The following is a 20,202-nucleotide window of genomic DNA, read 5'->3' as shown; positions in this document are numbered from 1 at the left end:
TAGTCATATATAAATACAAGTACATCCAATTTTAATATTGGGTTTATTATATTTCTCCCTATTATGAAATATAGGGGAATAAAACAAAAAGGGAGTGATATCTATGGCAGTTAGAAATCCGGTAGACTTAATTGCACTTATACTTGTTATAATAGGCGGATTAAACTGGGGGCTTGTAGGGCTCTTAGATTTTAACCTTGTAGACGCTATCTTCGGGGCAGGAAGTACTCTCTCGAGGATTATATATATATTAGTCGGACTTGCAGCGCTTTACATGATTTATTTCACTGTTAGAGCTGATACGTATCAAACTCATGAGGCCGCTGTTCGTCACTAATTAAAAAAGATTAGAAGAGCTCCTTTCAGGTGTAATACTATGAAAGGGTCTTAACCAGCTGTTATTTTTCAGAAGGCTGGGTATAAAATTAAAACAAAGCGTTTCTCATTTTTAGGGACATATTTTTATTTCTTATCTTGTTTCTTTATTTTTATTCATTCATTTTATTTCTTTTTCCTTAATATTTGAATACCATAAGTCTACTCATATAACTTGAATTATATTATTTAGTTACTATTGTTTTTAAATTTCATACATTATTCTTTACGTTCCCGGGAAGGAGTGCAGCTTCAAACGCCAGGAACGGTCCTATGAGCAATCCTGCCCATAATAAAAGTCCGGCTATTCCCAGAGCAAAGAAATAAAGCCGTTTTCTTATCGATCCTGTACCGTACCTTTTATCTTTAAGGCTTAAGGCAATTGCAGCAACTCCAAGTCCTGTGCTGGCAAGGATCAGGATAAAAGTAATAAATATCTCTGGGGAATACGAACTTTTACTCAGTGACAGGAGCATCTGGAAGATATAGGACGCTCCTGTGCCCAGAAAGAAGATACCTGCAAGCGTTCCTGAGATGCTTGCAAGACTGAGCCCGGCTACGGTTTCCCTTTTTAAATAAATTGCCACAAACCCTGCTGCAAGAGTAAGCGCAAGCGGAGTAAAGATCAAAAGCAAACTCTGACCCTCCCAGCGATAAACCTTTATCTGGCTAAGAGGTGTGGTGATCCATTCCTTCAGAGTGAAAGTTTCTCTGTATCCCAGAACTACTCCGTAATTTCCTTTTTCTGGAGTTTCCCTCCCCTGTGTATTTTCTTCCTGTACTGAGTCTTCTTCCCTTGCTACGCCTGTTCCCTGTACCGCACTTACTGCAACGTAATATGTCCCGCTTTCAGGAGCTTCCATATCGAGCCGGGAAAGCGAATAAAAAGTACTCGGGGTAAACCCTTCATACACAGGACTCTCTGGAAGGTTGTAGGAAAGCACTTTTGCCCCATATCCTTCGGGCACTTCCAATCTCTCGGGGGACTGCCCTCCATTCTCAAATCCAGGCCCGATAAGAATAAGACCTGGGGTAAAATCCTGGTTTCCCTGTTCAACGGGAACAATAAGACCTAGTATAATTCTCTCTCCCTTTTCCATATTAAAACTGTAATACCTGATGTCTCCGAATGCAAGCTGCCCGTAAAAAACTCTTGATTTCGCAGGATCTTCAATCTGGATTGCGGTCTCAGGACTTTTACCCTCCCCTCCAAAAACCGGCACATGAGCAAGTGTAGGAGTTAGTATAAAGCATGTGACAGCCAGAAGAAGCAGAAAGAAGCCAGAATGCTGGAATACCCGTGGTCTCATGGACTATGTTTTCTCAGGCAGTATGTAAATATGTATAAGAACAAAGAATCAGACGCAGAACATGAGACTTAATTTTTGTGTTAAGTAAAGCTCTCCTCCTTCCGAAAACCCTTTCTTAAATGCGCTCTGAATTCATCTTATGAGGATCTGGGATGTACCTCCTGAGAGATTATGCAGAAATCACCTGCTTGGGGAACACCGTGAGCTCCATGCTTTATGGTCAATAATTATCAATAACAAGAAGGGTTATGCACATCATCCCGAGACCATGCGCTGGAGGGGAAAACTCAAAGCTCTGTACCTGAGGCATGAAGCCCTGGTTGAGGAAATGACAAAACGCGGTTATAAGCACCACACTCCTCTCGACCCTACCTTTGCGATAGGAGAAGCAGTTCAGGACGAGCTTGTGGATTCTTATGAAGAACAGATCCGGCTCCTAAAGGAAAGAGGGTGTGATTGCAGGGTTTGAATCCTGTTATCTTGAATTTTACGGCCTGGTAAAAACGAATAAATCCGGCAATCGCGACTCATAAAAATATTTCTTATTTTGTAACCTGCCCGGCATGTAGAAAAGAAATTCCTGGAGTTGAATACATTAAAGTGAACGGGAGGATGATATGCGAGGACTGTTATCTGGAAGAGTAATAGAGAATCAAGTTTGCAGATCCTGTGGCTGTGCGCTCTATAAAACTTTTTAGAAAAATGCATGGCTTAGAGGGTATAGATGGCCTGACCGAACTGCAAAAAGCCATTTATGAGTTTATTGTTTCTAGTGGAGGGGTAAAAAAGAAGAAATTGCAAAAAAATTCGGAATATCTCTGCTGGAAACCGAGAACCAGTTTGCTCTCCTCAGACATTGCGAGCTGGTAAAAGGTCAGAAGAGGGCAGATGGTGTATACCTTGTACCCTTTGATGCTTAAATAAGCTCTGAGACTACTTTGTTTTTGTTCCGAACCTGTTCACTTAATCTTCAGAAAGAAGATTCTTATATTTCTCAGGTTTCAAAATTAATGTAAATAACTTAATTTTCCGACAGACTAATTTTCGGCAAGCTAAATAGGTCTGAAGAGATATATTTTGATGGACTCTTTCATTTTATTTTTCCAGAAACGGTTTATGAAAGGGTCTGAACATGAAGGAGTTTTATTTGAAGGAGCAGTATGTTTACTGCATTTTACCTGGGGCAGATTGCTTTGAGCCCTGAGGCGACATCAGCCAGGAGTTCGATCGGGATTCCCATAATCATTTCTTCATCTGCGATTTTGGTATAGTTCCTGCTTCCACTGCAGCCGACTGTAACTCCTATTTTGCCTTCTTTGTAGACTTTTACAACCCCGTCCGAACACAGGCTTTGTTTCCCTGCGAAACTTGATTTAATTCTGCCACCTGTTTTATACATCATAGCCTGCGTAAGCAGCATAACCTGTCTGGGAGTGCAGATAACCACAACAACATCCGGTGTAAATGAAGTGTTTTCCAGGGGAGAATACAGGATAGCTTCTGTTGAGTTTGCGGGAAGTTTGGAAACCATCTCAAGGGTACGCCTTGCTGCACCCTGGGTGCTGAATTGTTTTAACCCTTTAAAATAGAATTCTCCGCTTGCGACTTTCGGGGGCATTTCCCCAAGACCCATTGCACCGGCTCCGCCTTTACACATCTGGTCTTCGACCAGGGTATAGAATTTCTCGCCGGTCCTTCTTACCCTGTCAACCAGCTGGCAGTGTCTCATAGCTTCATCTACTCTGGTAATCCCTTTCGGGATTTCTCCTCCTTTAGGAATCAGTTTTACTGCAACCGGGGAAGTTGTGAGTTTCAGGCACTCTACCATTTCCTGTCCATATCTGTTTATCTCTCCTACATCCATATTCTCAACTCCAGTTCTCAATAACCTTTCATTTTAGTGATGAGAACAACTGCAAGTTCCATTCATAAATAACTCTTGCAGCAATCCGTTGTTGTAATCCTGAACTGCATCAGATACTTTGCCTGCAGCTCCTGCAAATACTTTTATCTTCTTTTCCTTCAGTGACATTAGAGGTCTTCCGCCAATACCCGAGACAAGTACGGTATCGACATTGTGTGATTTCAGGATTACTGAGGGAGCGGCGCAGTTATGCACTCCATCAGGAGAGCTATTAATTATAGTGTCAATGCCTGTAATTGTGCCGTTCTCGACATTTACAATAGTAAAATATTCACATGAGCCATAATGGGCACACACATCCGATTCCAATCCCTTGTCACTTATCGATGGTACAGCAATTTTTGTCATTCCATCACACTCTGGTTTAGCGTTTACTGCCCTTTTTCCTTTGCTTTTTGGGCAGCAGTAATTGTTCTAAATTAACCTCTTCCCTCTGTTTTTGCTGCCAATTCGGTAAATAGTATCAGCATCGTACATCGGATATATATGTGGCTTTTGAAGGCACGATATCCTGCGCTTAACTCTATTTACCACCAATTCCCACATATGGGATATATTATAAATAACTTCTCAATTTCATCGGTCATTTTTGGAATTTTTTACGTCACTCTGTTTAAGTCCCTGACAGCTGCTTTGATTTAAGATATGGAATACTAAACTGCTTTTGTCAAACCCGAAAAAAGGTTAAAACTCTTAATTTACTCACAAATGTTTCATGTTTAGAACCAATAAATAACAGGTTTTTATATGCGCTAAATAGTTAATTTACCTGGTATTGGTGTTTGGTATGGACAGCTCAGAACCTTATTTTAACCCAGAAATCGAAACTCTGGACAGAGGAGAACTTGATGCTCTTATCGAGGAGCGGGTGCGGTACACGGCAAAATATGCGGCAGAAAATTCCCCTTTTTACAAAAAATGGTTTGAGAAACAGAGTATAGACCCAGCTGAAATTAAAACCCATGAAGATCTTCTGGATCTACCTATAATCTCTGGCAAAACTATCCGTGAGAACCAGCCTCCCGAGATGAAGGAATTTATGTTCAAGAGCGTGCCCTGGGAAGATGTTTTTACAGTTCACGAAACCAGCGGAACTAGCGGAACTCCTAAAAGCTTTTTTCTTACATGGGAGGACTGGGAACGATACTCGGAAAAATATGCCCGGATTTTCAGGTCACAGGGTTTCGGCCCTGGAGACAGGGTTGTTGTCTGTGCTTCTTACGGAATGAACGTAGGCGCAAACACCATGACCCTTGCAGCCAGGCAGCTTGGCATGAGCATTATTCCTGAGGGGAAATGCACATTTCCCCTTCGCGTTATCGAGTCCTACAGGCCTACAGGCATAGTAGGCAGTGTCTTCAAACTCCTGAATCTTGCCAGAAGAATGCGGATAGAAGGCATTGATCCTCAGGAATCAGGTGTAGATAAACTGGTCGTGGGAGGAGAAGCCTTTGCTGAAGAATCCAGGAACTACCTTTCCGAGATTTGGGGTTGTCCTGTGTACAACACGTATGGGAGCACAGAAGGCACAATGTGCGGAGAGTGCAGTGAGGTCTTCGGGCTGCATGTGCCTGAGGATTTTGTTCACCTTGACATTTACGATCCCCATATAGGGAATTACGTACCTGAAGGAGAATGTGGAAGGGTAATTCTGAGCACATTGCTGCCTGTTGGGGCAAAAGCAGGAAACCTTCTTTTAAACTATGATACTGAAGACACAACTGTGGTGCTCACTCGTAAACAATGTCCCTGCGGAAGAACTCATATGAAAATTATGACTCCCCAGAGGGAGGCTGAAACTGTGTGGGTAGGAGGAGCTCCCTTTAACCGCGTAGATGTGGAAAAGGGTGTTTTCCAGCGTGAGAACATGGACTATCTGACAGGAGAATATGAGGCTTTCCTTTATGGTGATGAGGACGAGGGAGAGACCATACTCAGGGTCAGTATAGAGTGTGAAAATCCTGATATATGCGATCGGGACCTTATAGAAGAAAATTTTATCAGGGCTTTTCTAAGGTATAAGCCTTCGCTTTCCAGGGCTTATACTGAAGGCACTTTCAAAATAGTGTTCAACTTCACAGACCCTATGGGGCTTGAGTTACACAGGATAAAGGGCAGACCTAAAAGGCTTGTTGATAGACGATAACAGCGCAACTGCATGAGTGGCAGGTTCTTTTCATACAGACAATTACGTTCAGAAGGAAATTGTGTTTAAGCCGGAAAATCACATCTGCACTGCCAGATATACTCATGCGGGAATGTATGTTCAATATAATTTTCTGAAAGTCTTGTTTAACAAAAAGCTGATTAAGACTTTCTTTCACTTTTTTTTGCATTTTTATATTATTTCTTCTTAATGAAAGAGCCCTCCGTTTTCCTGATGGCAAATGTAAATCGTTCCCAAAGATTAATATTACTGAAGAATAATTATCTTTTAATCAACTCTTTTATATTAGTATCCAAGTGAAAAAAACATATATAGTAATACTTACAATATTCTAAAGTATTATCTTGTAGACGAATCCAAGATTACCCGGTGATACGATGGAAACAGAATTGATGAGGATAGGGGTTTCCCTTCCCGGTACCCTTCTGAATAAATTTGATGAGATTATCGAAAAAAGAGGTTATTCTTCCCGTTCGGAAGGCATAAGGGACGCTATCAGGAGTTATATTTCCTATTACGAATGGATGGGTGATATTAAAGGCCACCGTGTCGGAACGGTTGCGGTTATTTACGATCACACCAAAAGAGGGCTTTCAAATGCCCTTGCAGACATCCAGCACAACTACTCTCACCTGATAAAATCCTCAGTGCATATCCACCTTGATCACGATAATTGCTTTGAAGTAATCGTCCTGGATGGAGACGGTGAAGAGATTAAGGAGCTTGCTGAAGCTATAATGGCCCTCAAAGGGGTAAAGTTCTCAAAGCTTACAACGGTAGCGTCAAACGAAAAAATCTGACCTTACTTGGCAGGGCAGGACTAACACTCTAAGCAGTAAAGAGAATCAGACAAGAGAAGAGGAAAGCGTTCCAGAGAGAATTGTGCCCCCTAAATGGAGGAAAATTCCAAAGAGAGATAATTCCTCCCCATTTTTCCAATTCAAGTTTTTTCAAAATATTTTTCAATGTGTTTCAGGAGTAAGCACCCGAACTCCGTGAGGTAGTAGATCTGGAAACTGCGTTCTCTTCGAGAGTCTACCAGGCCTGCTTCTTTTAACAGCTTAAGATGATAGGAAAGTGCTGAATGCTTTTGATCCGTGCACTCTACAAGGACACAGACACAGAGGCTCTGGACTTCAAGAGCCCTGAGAATCCTGAGGCGCGTCGGGTCTGCAAGCACCTTAAACAGGCTGACAATTTCTTCCATTTCTTCATTGATTGCTGTATGCACGGCACTAAAAACGTCTTCCGGAAGACAATATGCATCCTTTACTTTTATTATTTTTTCCTCAGATACTTCTTCCACTTGACCACCAGTTCGAATAAAACATGTGGTTATTGCTTTAATTCTTTGTGTTAAGTTTACAATTGCCTCTCCGAACTTCATCTTTAAGACTGTCAGACTCAGTTCACGCTATCCTGAATTTATCCTGCTTTATCCTTTCAAAATATCCTTATCCGTGCAAAGTACTTCTTTCCACCTCAATCCGAGCCCCGAGAGGGCAAAGCCGCCTCCAATAAGAGTAATTGAATTTTTTATAATATGATCAAGCACGGCAACCGTAAACCCTATTTTCGGCTCGATTCCCCCAAGAGCAAAAACTGCAGTAAGAGCAACTTCGTATGTTCCTATAGCACCAGGTGTTATTGGGAAGGTTTTTGCTATATTTCCGAGAGCTACAGCCAGGAAAATAAGAGATATCATGTACGTTGAGGAAACATCTACTCCTGCTATCGGAAAAGCTTTAAGCACCAGAAGGCAGGTGAATATATCTATTCCCCATATAAGAAGAGAGGATGCGGTTACGGCCAGAAATGAGCCAGGTCGTACTGCAACAACGCTCATCTGGTGGAGAAAAGTTGATGCAAAACCCTTTATCTTGCCAGAGAGCCCGTTCTGGAAGTTTTCTCTTTCCAGTGTTGTTTTAGCGTGGCTTTCCCTAAAAGATGCAATAAAAAGAATTGAGAAGAAAAGCACTACTGCAAGCCCGGATAGCTTTATCAGGGAGCTCATCCATGAAGCAAGCTCAAAACGGGACGCTGCACCTGAAGATGCAAGTATTGCTATGGAAGTAATTGCAACTATATCAAAGACCCTTTCTACGGTCAGTGAGGAGAAACTTGTTGTAAAGGCAAGATTCTTGCTTTTTTTCAGGATATACATTCTGCTTAGATCTCCTATGCGTGCGGGGAGAACTACGTTTGCTGATTGGCTGATAAAAATGCTGCCTATAAGGAAACCAAGTCCGTACTCGCTTCCGAGTCTTTTAAGGATCTGCTGAAAACGCACTCCCCTTAAAGGCCAGGAGATGCAGTACACCAGAGAAGCGAACGCCAGAGTCCTGAAAGAGGCAGCTCTCACATTTTCCAGAATATCGGACGCGCCCAAGAAAGTCGCAACAAATGCAAGGATCAGAATCGCAAGGCAAGTTGCAAGAAAGACCTTCCTTTTTCCTGAAACGATAAGTGGGAATGAGAGTTCCCGCCAGAGCCGGAATATCTCTGATCCCATTCCTTTGACATCTTTTGCCAGATTAACCTTACTTGATCCTCCATGCCTCCAGTAAACAGGAAACTCTATTACCCTGTATCCTCTGTGCTGGGCTCTTACGAGTACTTCTGTATCCCAAAACCAGTGTTCATTCTCGATATCATCGAGAAGTTCAAAAAGAGCTTCTCTTCTGAAAGCCTTAAATCCGCACTGATGATCACAAAGCTTTGAATGCAAAAAGATCCTCACCAGAAAATTATATCCCCTGCTTGCGAACTCCCGTTTAAAAGGCCTTTTTGCATCGCTTTCACGCATCATTCTCGAGCCTGTGGCAAAATCATAGCCATCCTTACTCACAGCCCTGACCAATTTTTCCAGATATTTCATATCCGTTGCAAGATCCACATCAATATAGCAGAGGACTTCTCCTGAAGCGATTTTAAATGCCCTGCTCAGGGCTTTTCCTCTGCCCTGCCGCTTATCCGAATGCAGGTGGACAACATAAGCGTACTCTTCCGAGAGCTCGGAAGCTATTCTGTCCGTACCATCTGTGCTGCCGTCCTCTGCTATAATGATCTCAAAATGATCAGTTATTTTAAAAAGTGTTTCCGCTGTAGCAAAGACAGCCTTTTCGATATTCGCTGCCTCGTTATAAGCTGGTAAAACTACCGAAACGCTGGTAATGGATAAAACCTCTCTATTTTCATTCCAGTATTAGGAGCGAATTTACGGTTTGTATATCCTGATTTTTATATGAGTCCGAGTTTAAGGTCCCCCCTAAAAACCGAAAACTCTCAGAACTTGTTTTTTACTTTATAAATCCGGACTGAGCCCTGGTAAACCGGTTCAAAATAAGTTTCATCCTCGAACTTATCCGTCTTTATGTCATACATTTGCCTTTCAAGTTTACCGATATACACATAGCTTACGTTATATTTATTCATAAGCTCAAGAGTTTTTTTTTCACTGACTGTACTGTAAGTGGTATTTACATCTTCAAGTCTTGTCCTGATTTCTTCATGGTCTCTTCCCCAGAACCGCTCATGCCTTGTCCAACCGATAACTGTTGGAAGCCCGGTATTTGCCGAGACACGTGATGTATACTGATAACTGCTGTTAACATCGGAAGCCTCAAGAATTACAGGAGTTCCTTTGATATTTTCCTGCATCCATCTTATGGCGTCGTAATCTCCCCTGTCCAGTTTTTTCATATATTCCATGCCATCAAGAGTAGGTTTTGCATTCATATCTTCAATTCTTGTGACGGTTGCTACCACAGGAAAAACGCTACATGAGAGAACAAGGAGCACAAGCGAGATCATCCAGACTTTTTTTCCATAACCTCGCTTAGTCGAAAAAAAGATATTTCCGGGTGATAATGCCCTGTAACGAAGATAGAGTTGAGAGTACGAATAGGAAGCTGCAATAGCCAGAAAAATCCATAAATGCATATAAAATTTGAAAACTGTATTCATACGAGCAAATTTCCCTGGAATAGGGTCATCAAGGAAAATAACTTCACAGAGAAGTGCTACAAATGCAGCTGCTGCTATAAGAAGGAATACAAATCCTGCACTGCTCCTTTCCGGAAGATCTTTAAGGAATGAATACAGCGAGAGGGCAAACAAGGGGAGAAGAATTACAAGCAGAGGAATAGATAATTCTCTGGCGAGAATTGCAGTAATTCCTATCCACAGAATGAAATATTGTACTTTTTGTCTGGATTCCAGCTTGGTCATAAGGAACGAGAAAGTCAGAAAGAGGAAAAGGCTGAACAGGATCAGAAACTCTTTAATTGTTGTTCGAAGTTCCGGCGGAACAAAGTCAAATCCACCTGCAGCTTGGGGTTTAAATGTCAGGTAAAAGGGCAAATAAGGAAGAAGGCTGAGAACGGAAACCAGAAAAATTGTTCCCAAAAAGCCTGTAAAGGAGCCGGGTAAGTTTTTATTGCGAATATAACACCCGCAGTAAAAAGCAAAAATAACTGCAAGCGTCAGGCTGAAATATACTGGGAAATCCCAGGAATTGGAAGGGAATAAGAAGCCAAGAGATACTGAAAAAATCAGGAGTGCTAGCACGTTTTCAAAGACCCATTTACTGTCTTCTCTTAAATATATATTCAAAAGGAAAGTAAGTACCACCAGCTGGAAGGGAATTGCAAGTACATGGGAATGCAGGTCCCCGTGTATGAAACTGAAGTAAGGAAATTCATTTATCGTATAGGGAATAACTCTCGAACTGCTCCAGTAGTATCCCATTGAGATTGGCTGTTTGACAATATACAGGGTAAGGAACTCTTTAAGTCCCTGCAGGTTTCCGAGCAGAATCACAGATAAGGCGGTCAGGACTCCGTACCTGGCTTTTCCATGAGAAATATTATATCCGAAACCGAAAAGGAGGTTGAAAGATAGAGCGAAAGTGAGTGCAATAGCCAGATTGAAAAGCATTGAAGGCTCGACAGAAAGTAATTTTCCCGGAACTCCTACTGAAAGGTATCCCAAGTAGTAATAAAAGTCGAGGAAGCCACCTGCAAACCAAGGATCTGCCGGGGGAAAAGAAGCAGTTCTCATCACTGCGTTCAGAAAGGCAAAGTCCATAAATTTTTCGTGCCTGTAAATCTCAGGGAGATGCATGCGTACAAACAGGAAGAAAAAAAATCCTGCTGTGAATACAAGCTCGTTTGACAGCATTACCTTCTTTTCCGGTAAAATACTTCGTTTTCTATAAACTATTCCCGAAATAAGGCAAAGCAAAAGAACTGAAATCAGGATCGTACTCCGGTTAAAGCCCCATCTATACGAAAAAAACCAGGTCATGTAAGTAACAAGCATTATTCCCAGAGTTCTGGCTGCAGAATATCCTCTGTCAGCAAGCCTGTTCCCAACTATTCCGGCAAGAGGAATGGAAATCAAGCCCAGTATTTCTATAAATACAAACCACAAAATCACGTTAAAATACTCTAGCACTGCTCTCTTCCCTTTAAAATCGGTCGTTTAACGTGCACTTCTAAAGCCCCACTTTCTTGAGGTGCACTTTCTATAAATAAAACCTGTATCCAAAATCTAAGCCTTTTATTAGCTCGGAAAGACCACTAAAGGTTATGCCGTTTCCGAGAGATTATTGAGATCTTCCAACTACTTTTGCAGTCGGTATTCCTATTTCCCCAACTTTTATTTACCTGACATAAGTGCCGATAATATTTATTTTATGTATTTTGTAAATAGGTTTATATTTTTATCGTATGGAATAAATTTCCTTTTTCTTCCGATTTTATCTTTTTTAAATTTTACATGATTGAATTCTCTCTTGAGGCTTGTAGCAAGCCTTCATTATTCACTATTCCTCTGTATTCAGGTTTTTGTTACTTTGTGTTCGGCTTTGCTAATTCTTATCTCGCTAATTCGTATCCTGATTTGATTTCATTAGTAACTACTTAACATTAGTAACTACTATATACGCTAAAAATGTATAAAGATCAAATTAGTTTCATAATGTAACTAATTCAAACATAGTACTTTTAGAACAGTTATCCGAGAACAGCTATCCAAGAATAGTTCAACATATGAAAAAAGGCTAGATCGAAACAGCTTCTGGTCTATTTTGCCTCCAAACATATACGGTAAACCTGCATGCTAGCTCTCCGAATTCAATTATGGCTTTTTAAATACATAAAAGTGGCACGTTTCACTAATCTTAAGAGTTCCTCATAAGAAAAAGGAGACATAATGAGACATAATACATGAATCCAAAAAAAACAAGATTATGGACTAACGATTTTGTAGTCGTTTTCGTTGAAAATTTTATAGCTGCCTTAAATTTTTACTTATTAATGATAGTTATGTCTGGATATGCGATGAGTAAATTTAATTCATCCCCAGGTGAAGCGGGCTTTTCTGCCAGCATATTCATAATTGGTGGACTTATCGCACGTCTGTTTGTCGGAAAATGGATTGGACAAATCGGTCATAAGAAGACCCTTTATGTTGGAGTTATTTTAAACTTAATTATGACGCTATTATATTTTAGGGTTAATAATATTCGTCTTCTGTTTGCTGTCCGCTTTCTCCATGGCATGGGATTTGGCATTACTACTACAGCAGCGGCTACAATCGTTGCAAATATTATTCCTATGGAGAGGAAGGGTGAAGGGATTGCCTATTTCGGATTAAGTCAGATACTCGCAACCGCTATCGGCCCCTTTTTGGGTATGTTAATTAGCCAACATGGCAGTTTCGTCATAATTTTTGCTACCTGTGCAGTTGCCTCAGCAATCAGTCTTGTGATTCTGCCATTTTTATCATCCTTACATGAAATAAAATTAACAAAAGAACAGCTGGAGAAAATGAAGGAATTCAAATTTAACAACTTCTTTGAACCCAGGGTAATTCCAATTTCAGTTGTTGGTATGTTTATTTTCAGCTGTTATTCGAGTGTTGTGTCCTTCCTTGAAGTGTACTCCAAGGAAATTCATCTCGTGGATGCAGCCAGCTTCTTTTTCATAGTATATGCCACAGTAATTTTAGTTTCGAGGCCTATTATTGGTCGACTGTTTGACTCCAAAGGTGAAAATGCAATCATGTACCCGGCAATTCTGATATTTACGGCTGGAATGGTATTATTTAGCCAAACTCATCACGGCTATACACTTTTGTTAGCCGCAGCTTTGATAGGGCTTGGATTTGGAGCTATACAGTCCAGTACTCAAGCCATTTCTGTTAAAATAACCCCACAACACCGTATGGGATTGGCAAACTCAACATATTTTGTGTTTTCAGATATAGGAATGGGAATTGGACCTTTGGCGGTTGGATTTATCATTCCTTTTACTGGTTATAGAGGGATATACATGCTCATGGCAGTTTTTGCGGTAGTGTGCTTACTATTGTATTATTTGTTACATGGGAAAAAAGCTATGTGCAGCAAAGGTGTTGGACATTTCTAAATAGTGCCCGAAAGAAGATATAAACGTGAACTAGCGCTAAACTAAAAATTTAGTGGATTCCTGAGTCATCCTTCCTCCCATTGGAGACAAGTCATACAGGCTCTAGCCCCGCTTACCTCAGGTGAAAAAATCCAAAGTGGAATATATGATCGTGAGATTGTACCTGAGACGCTTTACAACTTGTGATTTTCTCCGGTTTAGCGTTCCCGATCCCTCTTGTTATCTTAAAATAGAGCTTTGCAGATAGTGATAAATATGAAAATGCAGATTGGCGGAAAAGCTGTGGAAGCATGCGGTTGTGAGTTTTCTGATATTATAAACCCGGCAACAGGTGAGTTTATTGATCGGGTTCCAAGAGGCACTGAAGAAGATGCGGCAATGGCTGTTGAAGCTGCATGGTCAGCCTTTAGTGATTGGGCTTCCACATCCCCGCAGCAAAGAGCTGGAATACTTTACAGGGCTGCGGGAATTGTAAGAGAAAGAAAGGATGAACTTGCCGTCCTGCTCACCAGGGAGCAGGGAAAACCTCTTACCGAAGCTAAAAACGAGATAGAAGGTTTTGCAAATGTCCTTGAATATTATTGCGGGCTTGCGAGCAGTTTCCACGGAGATTTTATCCCGATCCACCAAAGCGGATATGCTTTTACCGTGAAGAAACCTCTTGGAGTCTGTTCCGCTATAATTCCCTGGAATATGCCTGCCCTTATTATGGCGTGGAAGATAAGTCCTGCCCTGATCTCCGGGAATACGCTTGTTCTGAAACCTGCAAGCAGCACTCCCCTTACTAACCTCACCCTGTCTTCTATCCTTAGTGAAGCAGGTTTGCCTGCGGGTGTGCTCAATATCGTTACAGGTCCTGGTGAGGTTGTAGGAGAATCCCTGGTTAAGAACCGTAAAGTGAAAAGAATTTCTTTTACCGGAGAAACCGGAACCGGGAAGCGTGTAGCTGAACTTGCAGCCAGTGGAATGAAAAGAGTAACACTTGAGCTTGGAGGAAGCGACCCTATGCTTGTCTGTGATGATGCAAACCTTGAGGCTGCAGTTGCAGGAGCCCTTCGAGGAAGGTTTTACAATTGCGGACAGATCTGTACTGCCGTAAAAAGGCTGTTTGTTTTTGAATCCGTGGCTGAAGAATTCATAAAAAAGCTTGAGGCTGGTATCCGGAATTTAAGAGTTGGGAATGGACTGCACGAAGATGTTGATATGGGACCCCTTAACAACCGCAGGCAATGGGAGTATATAAAAGAACTTGTCGCAGAATTAAAAGAAAAGGAGGAAGGAAGGATACTTACAGGGGGCAGGGTTCCAGAGGGCAGCGATTATAGTAAGGGATATTTCTTTGAGCCCACACTTGTTGCAGATGTGTCAGAGGAATCCAGACTTTTAAATGAGGAAGTGTTTGGCCCGGTGTTACCTGTAGTCCGGGTAAAAGACCTTGATGAAGCAATTGAGAAAGCAAACAATACATGCTACGGCCTTGGAGCATCCATCTGGACAAAGAATATTGATAGAGCACGTATAGGATGCGAAAGGCTGAATGCAGGAATTATCTGGCTAAATCAGCACCTTAAGGTCGCTCCTGAGGTTCCTTTCGGAGGCACCAGAGAGAGTGGGATAGGAAAAGAAAACGGGCCTGATGCTCTTTCCGAATATCTTGACCTGAAAACGGTAATGCTGAAAACCTGATGTAATGATTAATCTTGAACTTAAAACAGCAATGCTGAAAACCTGATGTAATGATTAAAATCGGATATGAGCCTGGAGTAATTTAAAAAGCTATAAAAAGCCCTGTAATCGAGAATAATAAAATAAAGATTTTTCGATGAGGCTGTTAGTTTGCAGCTCATCGGCAGTTTTTATAGAGCCTTGCTGACAGTTCAGGCTTTCTTTTGATATTTCGGCAGAAGCTGCATGAATTCGGAAGCTTCCATAACCGGCACGCTGTCAATTACGCAGATATCCGACCAGGGCAGATTGAACGCTCCATAAGCCTCTGCACTTTCAGCTTCGTAAAGAATATAATATCTATTTCCAGAAAGGTCAATCCACTGGTTAATGACATCAATTCCTTCTGGAATCTCCAGTTTCTTAAAATGTTCTAGGATCTTATCGCGGTTCGAAGGGTCCCAGGTACTAACGTCCATGAATAACATCTTTTACCACTCCTCTTTATTTCTACGCTGCCAAAACCCCTTCCCGGAAGCCAGGGCAGCATCTTTACAGCATCCGGGCTCTTTGAGAGCCAAGCCTCAGGGAAAAACAAGTTTATTCTCCTGTGCCATCTCCGCTAATGCGGGTTTGACCAGCATGCCCCCAGAATGCCGATTACGGCAGAAATCCAAATTTTTAGATTTAACTGTCTTTTCCTTCTTCATCATCGCTAAAGTCCCCATGAATGATAAATCTGGAAGGACAGGTAATCATGCAGAACTTCTTTCTGCATGTAGCTACAGACAGTATATTATCATCCCTTAGGCTATATAATAGTTCGTCCTGAAAGATTATATTAAGTCAGGTGGCTTCTTCAGGTATGCAAAACTCTTAATTAAAATACAGGATGCCACTTTCTCAGTTCTCAGTCAAGCCAGCAAACCTCACATTTTTTATCTTTTTTCGTGAAGAAATTTGCAGCCTCCAACCCGGCTTTTACAGAGCCGTTCATGCTTCTTTCAGGGTAATTGGTTGATGAGAACATTCCTGCCAGGTAAAGTCCCGATGGACCTGGAGCAAATGGTAAAACTTTTTGAAGATATCCCTGTTCATACACAGGTGCAGTATCCATTCTGCGGAAGATTTTTGCCCATTTAATATCAGTCCTTTTAAAATCTGGAAACATCCTCTCCAGACCTTTTAGATAAGCATCCAGGACTTCTTCTTCCTTTTTAACCCAGAGAGCATCGTTCTCATTCTGGAAATAAGAAGTTACATAGAGAAGGTGCTCTCCATAATCCTCAAAAGGCATAAAATTGGTGTGCTCTATCACGGCTCCAAAAGGCACGTCAGCCTTTATATTCAGCCAGTAATTCCCATCTTCCATAAGCCTTTTCTTAAGCCCTATCAGGGCGCATGCTGTGCCCTGGTAACGAATACTTCGCAGGGTTTCGTGAAGAGCTCCAAGCTTGCCTTTTGTGAGAATATCAAGTACTCTGGGTTCAACAGTTGAAATCACGGCATCACAGGGTATGAATTCTCCGTCAGCGACCACACCCTGCACAGCATTATCTTTGATAACAATTTCCTCTACAGCTTTATTTTGCAGAATCTTGCCTCCCTGTGCAGTGATTTCTCTTGCAAGAGCTTCTATCAGGGAGTTGAATCCTCCTCTCAGGTACCCCAGTTTCTCCCCATCTTTTCCTCTATCCGACCTTATTTTAACGCGCCCTATAAGCCAGGCTGCAGAAACATTCTCGGCGTTATCCCCGAACTTGCTTTTCAAGAGAGGAGCAAAAAAGTTTTCATATACGGAATTTCCCGTGGTCTCAAGAATCCAGTCTTTCGCCTTTATACTGTCATAGGGGGTAGTATCTCTTATTAACTTAATCCTGAGCACCAACAGGCCAAGTTTTACCAGATCTGTAAATGAAAGCGGGTCAAATCTTAGAATCTCAACAGGAGTATTCATAGGATAGCTTTTACCTTCTACAAAATAGGCATTTTTCCCCTTAAGCCACAGCATTTGATCTTCAAGACCCAGTTCCCTTATCAGATCAAGAAGTTCCGAATCACTCCTGAATATGTGGTGGTAATACTTCTCTATAAAATAACTTTTTCCTGCACAGTCCTGGCAGTAACTTGCAGCCATCCCCCCTATTTCCGCATCTTTTTCAAAAATAATGATCTCATTTGATTTGCAGAGCCTGTATCCGGCTGTAAGTCCTGCAACCCCACTTCCGATTATTATAATTTTCATACCCAATTTTCCTTTACCTGTTTTAGCTTTTAATCGAAATCTAAATACCCCTTAAGATTTCAAACCCGATCTTGATATCAAAAAAGCTAATGTCTTATATTTCTTTTCCACAAAGGTTCACTACATATCTGTATTCCTTTACAAATCTTGTAATATATCGACACGCTTAATCATTATATATGCTTTGAACTAACTTATATTGAAGGAACGAATATATTAGGAGCGAATATATTAGTTGAGGGATATTATCCTGTTAATCCAAAGGCTTGAGAGGTAGGGGAGTGTATTACGACCAAGAAATAAATTCCGTTTTTGAAGAGCTTGGGGTATCAGAAGAAGGTTTAAGTTCAGAGGAAGCCGAAAAAAGACTTGAAAAATATGGCGAAAATGAACTTAAAGAAGAGGAAAAAGTTTCAGTCCTGCGACTCTTTATCTCACAGTTTAAAAGTGTACTGATTATCATTTTGATAACTGCCTCTATTATCTCAGCCCTGCTTGGGGAGTTAATTGATGCAATAGTAATCATTTTCACGGTCTTTCTTGCAGGTACCTTGAGTTTTGCGCAGGAGTACCGGGCTGAAAAAGCAATTGAACTCCTGAGATCCCTCACATCTCCGGAAGCCACTGTTATAAGGGACGGGGTCGAGAAAAAAATTCCCTCAAAAAAGCTTGTCCCGGGAGATCTTATTATTCTCCAGACAGGGGATCGCATTCCCGCGGATGCTAGGGTAGTTAAAGAATTCAATCTAAAAACTGATGAGTCTTCTCTTACGGGAGAATCTGTCCCAGTTAAGAAAAGTACTGAAGCTTTGCCTTCAGAGACTCCAGAGGCTGACAGAACAAACATGGTCTATACAGGAACGTCAGTTGCTTACGGAAGAGGCTGTGCCGTTGTCACGGCAACTGGAATGAATACGGCTTTTGGAGAACTGGCAGGGCTTTTAGGAACAATAGAGAGATCCAGAACTCCTCTGCAGGATAGTCTTGATAAATTTGGTCGATTGATTGGTATCGCAACTCTCATAATTGTGGCTTTTGTTGCAATACTTGGGGTTCTTTATGGCTTCCCCCTTTTCGATATGTTTCTCTGGGGAGTCGCCCTTGCAGTCGCTGCCATTCCTGAGGCTCTTCCTGCAGTTGTTACAGTAGGGCTTGGGCTTGGAGTTCGGAGAATGATCAAAAGACATGCCCTCGTAAGAAAATTGCCATCTGTAGAAACTCTTGGAGCTACAGACGTTATCTGCTCGGACAAAACAGGCACACTTACACAGAATAAAATGACGGTTGAGATAATTTGTGTCAACGAACAGCTTTTAAAGGTTACAGGAGTTGGATACTCTCCTGAAGGAGAGTTCTTTAAAGAAAATCAGGAATTTCCTGCAGAAGATCCCCATCTTCAGGCTCTCTTTCTGGGGGCTGTGCTTTGCAATGATGCTGGTCTTTTTAAAAAGGATGGGATATGGGAGATTAAAGGGGACCCTACGGAGGCGGCTCTTGTGGTTGCAGCCGCAAAGGGAGGACTCCATAAAACCGAGCTTGATCAGGAATATCCACGGCTTGGGGAAATCCCCTTTTCCTCTGAAAGAAAAAGAATGGCTACCCTCAATAGAGTGGAAGCTAACTCAGTCAGTTTTCCTGTAAATGGATTGGTTGCTTTCTCAAAGGGAGCTCCTGAAGTAATCCTTGAATCATGTACGAAAATTTTTCATGATGGTGAAATAAAAGCTTTATCTCCTGAGGTAAAACAATTGATCTCAGGGAAAATCAGGGAAATGGCTGACCAGGCCCTAAGGGTTATGGCTTTCTCATTCCGCCCCCTGGCTGAGGATATCTCTCCTGAGAAAGTTTCCTCTGGAGAACGCACTGCAGAGGAAATTGAGGAGGATATGATTTTCTCAGGCTTAATGGGCATGAGAGATCCCCCTAGAGAGGAAGTAAAGGTTGCAATCCAGAAGTGTGCAGACGCAGGTATTAAAACTGTAATGATAACAGGAGATCATAAAATTACGGCGTCTGCAATTGCAAAGGAACTCGGGATTTTAAAGGAAAACGATCTCACTCTTACAGGATCAGAGCTTGATAGTCTTGGGGATGCCGAGTTCGAAGAGAAGGTTGAGAGGATTTCAGTTTATGCAAGGGTCTATCCTGCCCATAAATTGAGGGTAATAGACGCTTTTAAGAAAAAGGGTTATGTTGTGGCAATGACAGGGGACGGGGTGAATGATGCCCCTGCCCTCAAAGCTGCAGATATGGGAATAGCTATGGGAATCACAGGCACGGATGTCAGCAAAGAAGCTTCAAGTATGATTCTCACAGATGATAATTTTGCATCCATTGTTGCAGCGGTTGAAGAAGGGCGCAACATATTCAAAAATATTAGGAATTTTATTACTTACGGGATCTCAACTCATACTGGCGAGGTTCTCATAGTCCTTATTGCGATTCTGGGATGGCAAATCCTGCCTCTTCTTGCAGTTCAGATCCTCTGGATTAACCTGATTACAGATGGGCTTCCTCCAATGGCTCTTTCAGTTGAGCCTCCGGACCTCAACATCATGAGACAAAAGCCAAGAAATGTTAAGGAAGGGGTTGTCACCCGCAGGGAAATCATAGCCGGGCTTGGAATAGGAGGGTTGATTGCTCTTCAGGGTCTCATCGTTTTAACCTGGGCTCTTGATAGAGGCTTCCCCATTGAAAAACTCCAGACTCTGATCTTTACACTTGTGGTCTTCTCAGAGATGTTCAATGCCTTCAACTGGCGTTCTGATCGATACTCGGTCTTTTCCCTGGGGCTTTTTACAAACAAGCCCCTGGTTTATGCAGTCATGACAACAATAATCCTGCAACTGATAGTAATTTATGTTCCTTTCTTCCAGAATGCTTTCGGGACTGTTCCACTCTCTCTCTCTGACTGGGAAGTAATACTGCCGCTTGCTTCTACTACGTTTATCGCTATGGAACTTGTAAAGTACTTCTCCGGAAGAGGTCATAAGGAGAATAAATATGAAAAAACAAAGTCTGACTGAGTTAAGATTTTCAAGACTTAGTTTAAGTTTTTAATTTATTTTTAACTCTGAGACCTG

The 20,202-nt window shown here is 41.7% G+C and carries 15 protein-coding genes; 7 read left to right on the top strand and 8 right to left on the bottom strand.

Annotated features, from left to right (window positions below; genetic code table 11):
• The first annotated feature begins 103 nt into the window (after window positions 1-103).
• Window positions 104-337 carry a DUF378 domain-containing protein gene (locus tag AOB57_RS06410; RefSeq protein ID WP_054299869.1) on the top strand — a complete coding sequence of 78 codons (234 nt, stop codon included), beginning with the start codon at window positions 104-106 and terminating at the stop codon, window positions 335-337.
• A gap of 250 nt (window positions 338-587) precedes the next feature.
• Here AOB57_RS06410 and AOB57_RS06405 read toward each other — a convergent pair whose 3' ends face one another.
• Window positions 588-1,685: a hypothetical protein gene (locus AOB57_RS06405; protein WP_054299870.1), complete on the bottom strand. Its 1,098-nt coding sequence runs from the start codon at window positions 1,683-1,685 to the stop codon at window positions 588-590.
• A gap of 139 nt (window positions 1,686-1,824) precedes the next feature.
• Between AOB57_RS06405 and AOB57_RS06400 the strand changes: the two genes are divergently transcribed.
• Window positions 1,825-2,154, top strand: coding sequence for a pyrimidine dimer DNA glycosylase/endonuclease V (locus AOB57_RS06400; RefSeq protein WP_054299871.1), 330 nt, complete (start codon window positions 1,825-1,827; stop codon window positions 2,152-2,154).
• Between the two features lie 705 nt (window positions 2,155-2,859).
• Here AOB57_RS06400 and AOB57_RS06395 read toward each other — a convergent pair.
• Complete coding sequence (locus AOB57_RS06395) at window positions 2,860-3,549, bottom strand: DUF169 domain-containing protein (protein WP_167829567.1); 690 nt, start codon at window positions 3,547-3,549, stop codon at window positions 2,860-2,862.
• Between the two features lie 33 nt (window positions 3,550-3,582).
• On the bottom strand, window positions 3,583-3,957 hold the full coding sequence (locus AOB57_RS06390; protein ID WP_054299564.1) for a NifB/NifX family molybdenum-iron cluster-binding protein: 375 nt from the start codon (window positions 3,955-3,957) through the stop codon (window positions 3,583-3,585).
• A 439-nt stretch (window positions 3,958-4,396) separates the two neighbouring features.
• Between AOB57_RS06390 and ftsA the strand changes: the two genes are divergently transcribed.
• Together ftsA and nikR are read left to right on the top strand one after the other, a co-directional pair.
• Window positions 4,397-5,755: a coenzyme F390 synthetase gene (gene ftsA, locus AOB57_RS06385; RefSeq protein ID WP_054299565.1), complete on the top strand. Its 1,359-nt coding sequence runs from the start codon at window positions 4,397-4,399 to the stop codon at window positions 5,753-5,755.
• A gap of 398 nt (window positions 5,756-6,153) precedes the next feature.
• Window positions 6,154-6,576 (top strand): nickel-responsive transcriptional regulator NikR, encoded by a 423-nt coding sequence (gene nikR / locus AOB57_RS06380; RefSeq protein ID WP_054299566.1) that lies wholly within the window; start codon window positions 6,154-6,156, stop codon window positions 6,574-6,576.
• A 140-nt stretch (window positions 6,577-6,716) separates the two neighbouring features.
• Here the strand turns inward: nikR and AOB57_RS06375 are convergent, their stop codons facing one another.
• The 3 genes from AOB57_RS06375 to AOB57_RS06365 all read right to left on the bottom strand — a co-directional run bounded on the left by AOB57_RS06375 (window position 6,717) and on the right by AOB57_RS06365 (window position 11,233).
• Window positions 6,717-7,082: an ArsR/SmtB family transcription factor gene (locus tag AOB57_RS06375; protein WP_054299567.1), complete on the bottom strand. Its 366-nt coding sequence runs from the start codon at window positions 7,080-7,082 to the stop codon at window positions 6,717-6,719.
• Window positions 7,083-7,211: 129 nt separating this feature from the next.
• Entirely contained in the window at window positions 7,212-8,951 is a 1,740-nt protein-coding gene (locus tag AOB57_RS06370) for a flippase-like domain-containing protein (protein ID WP_082384299.1), read from the bottom strand.
• Window positions 8,952-9,061: 110 nt separating this feature from the next.
• A complete protein-coding gene (locus AOB57_RS06365; protein ID WP_054299568.1) occupies window positions 9,062-11,233 on the bottom strand; it encodes a DUF2298 domain-containing protein in 2,172 nt (723 codons plus the stop codon).
• 773 nt (window positions 11,234-12,006) lie between these two features.
• On the opposite strand from AOB57_RS06365, the gene AOB57_RS06360 reads away from it, so the two are divergent.
• The gene (locus tag AOB57_RS06360) at window positions 12,007-13,209 is read left to right on the top strand and encodes an MFS transporter (RefSeq protein ID WP_054299569.1); all 1,203 of its coding nucleotides are present in this window, start codon (window positions 12,007-12,009) and stop codon (window positions 13,207-13,209) included.
• A gap of 255 nt (window positions 13,210-13,464) precedes the next feature.
• Entirely contained in the window at window positions 13,465-14,895 is a 1,431-nt protein-coding gene (locus AOB57_RS06355; RefSeq protein WP_193726283.1) for an aldehyde dehydrogenase family protein, read from the top strand.
• A gap of 191 nt (window positions 14,896-15,086) precedes the next feature.
• Here the strand turns inward: AOB57_RS06355 and AOB57_RS06350 are convergent, their stop codons facing one another.
• Together AOB57_RS06350 and AOB57_RS06345 are read right to left on the bottom strand one after the other, a co-directional pair.
• Window positions 15,087-15,362, bottom strand: a complete 276-nt coding sequence (locus tag AOB57_RS06350) for a DUF3303 domain-containing protein (protein WP_054299571.1) — start codon at window positions 15,360-15,362, stop codon at window positions 15,087-15,089.
• Window positions 15,363-15,784: 422 nt separating this feature from the next.
• On the bottom strand, window positions 15,785-17,119 hold the full coding sequence (locus AOB57_RS06345; protein WP_054299572.1) for an NAD(P)/FAD-dependent oxidoreductase: 1,335 nt from the start codon (window positions 17,117-17,119) through the stop codon (window positions 15,785-15,787).
• Window positions 17,120-17,400: 281 nt separating this feature from the next.
• Here AOB57_RS06345 and AOB57_RS06340 point away from each other — a divergent pair, with 281 nt between their 5' ends.
• A complete protein-coding gene (locus AOB57_RS06340; protein WP_054299573.1) occupies window positions 17,401-20,145 on the top strand; it encodes a calcium-translocating P-type ATPase, SERCA-type in 2,745 nt (914 codons plus the stop codon).
• The last annotated feature ends 57 nt before the right edge of the window (window positions 20,146-20,202 follow it).

The sequence above is a fragment of the Methanosarcina flavescens genome, from assembly GCF_001304615.2.
Lineage (GTDB): Archaea > Halobacteriota > Methanosarcinia > Methanosarcinales > Methanosarcinaceae > Methanosarcina > Methanosarcina flavescens.
The sequence above is the reverse complement of the archived record's forward strand: the minus strand, read 5'-3'. Positions and strand labels throughout refer to the sequence as shown.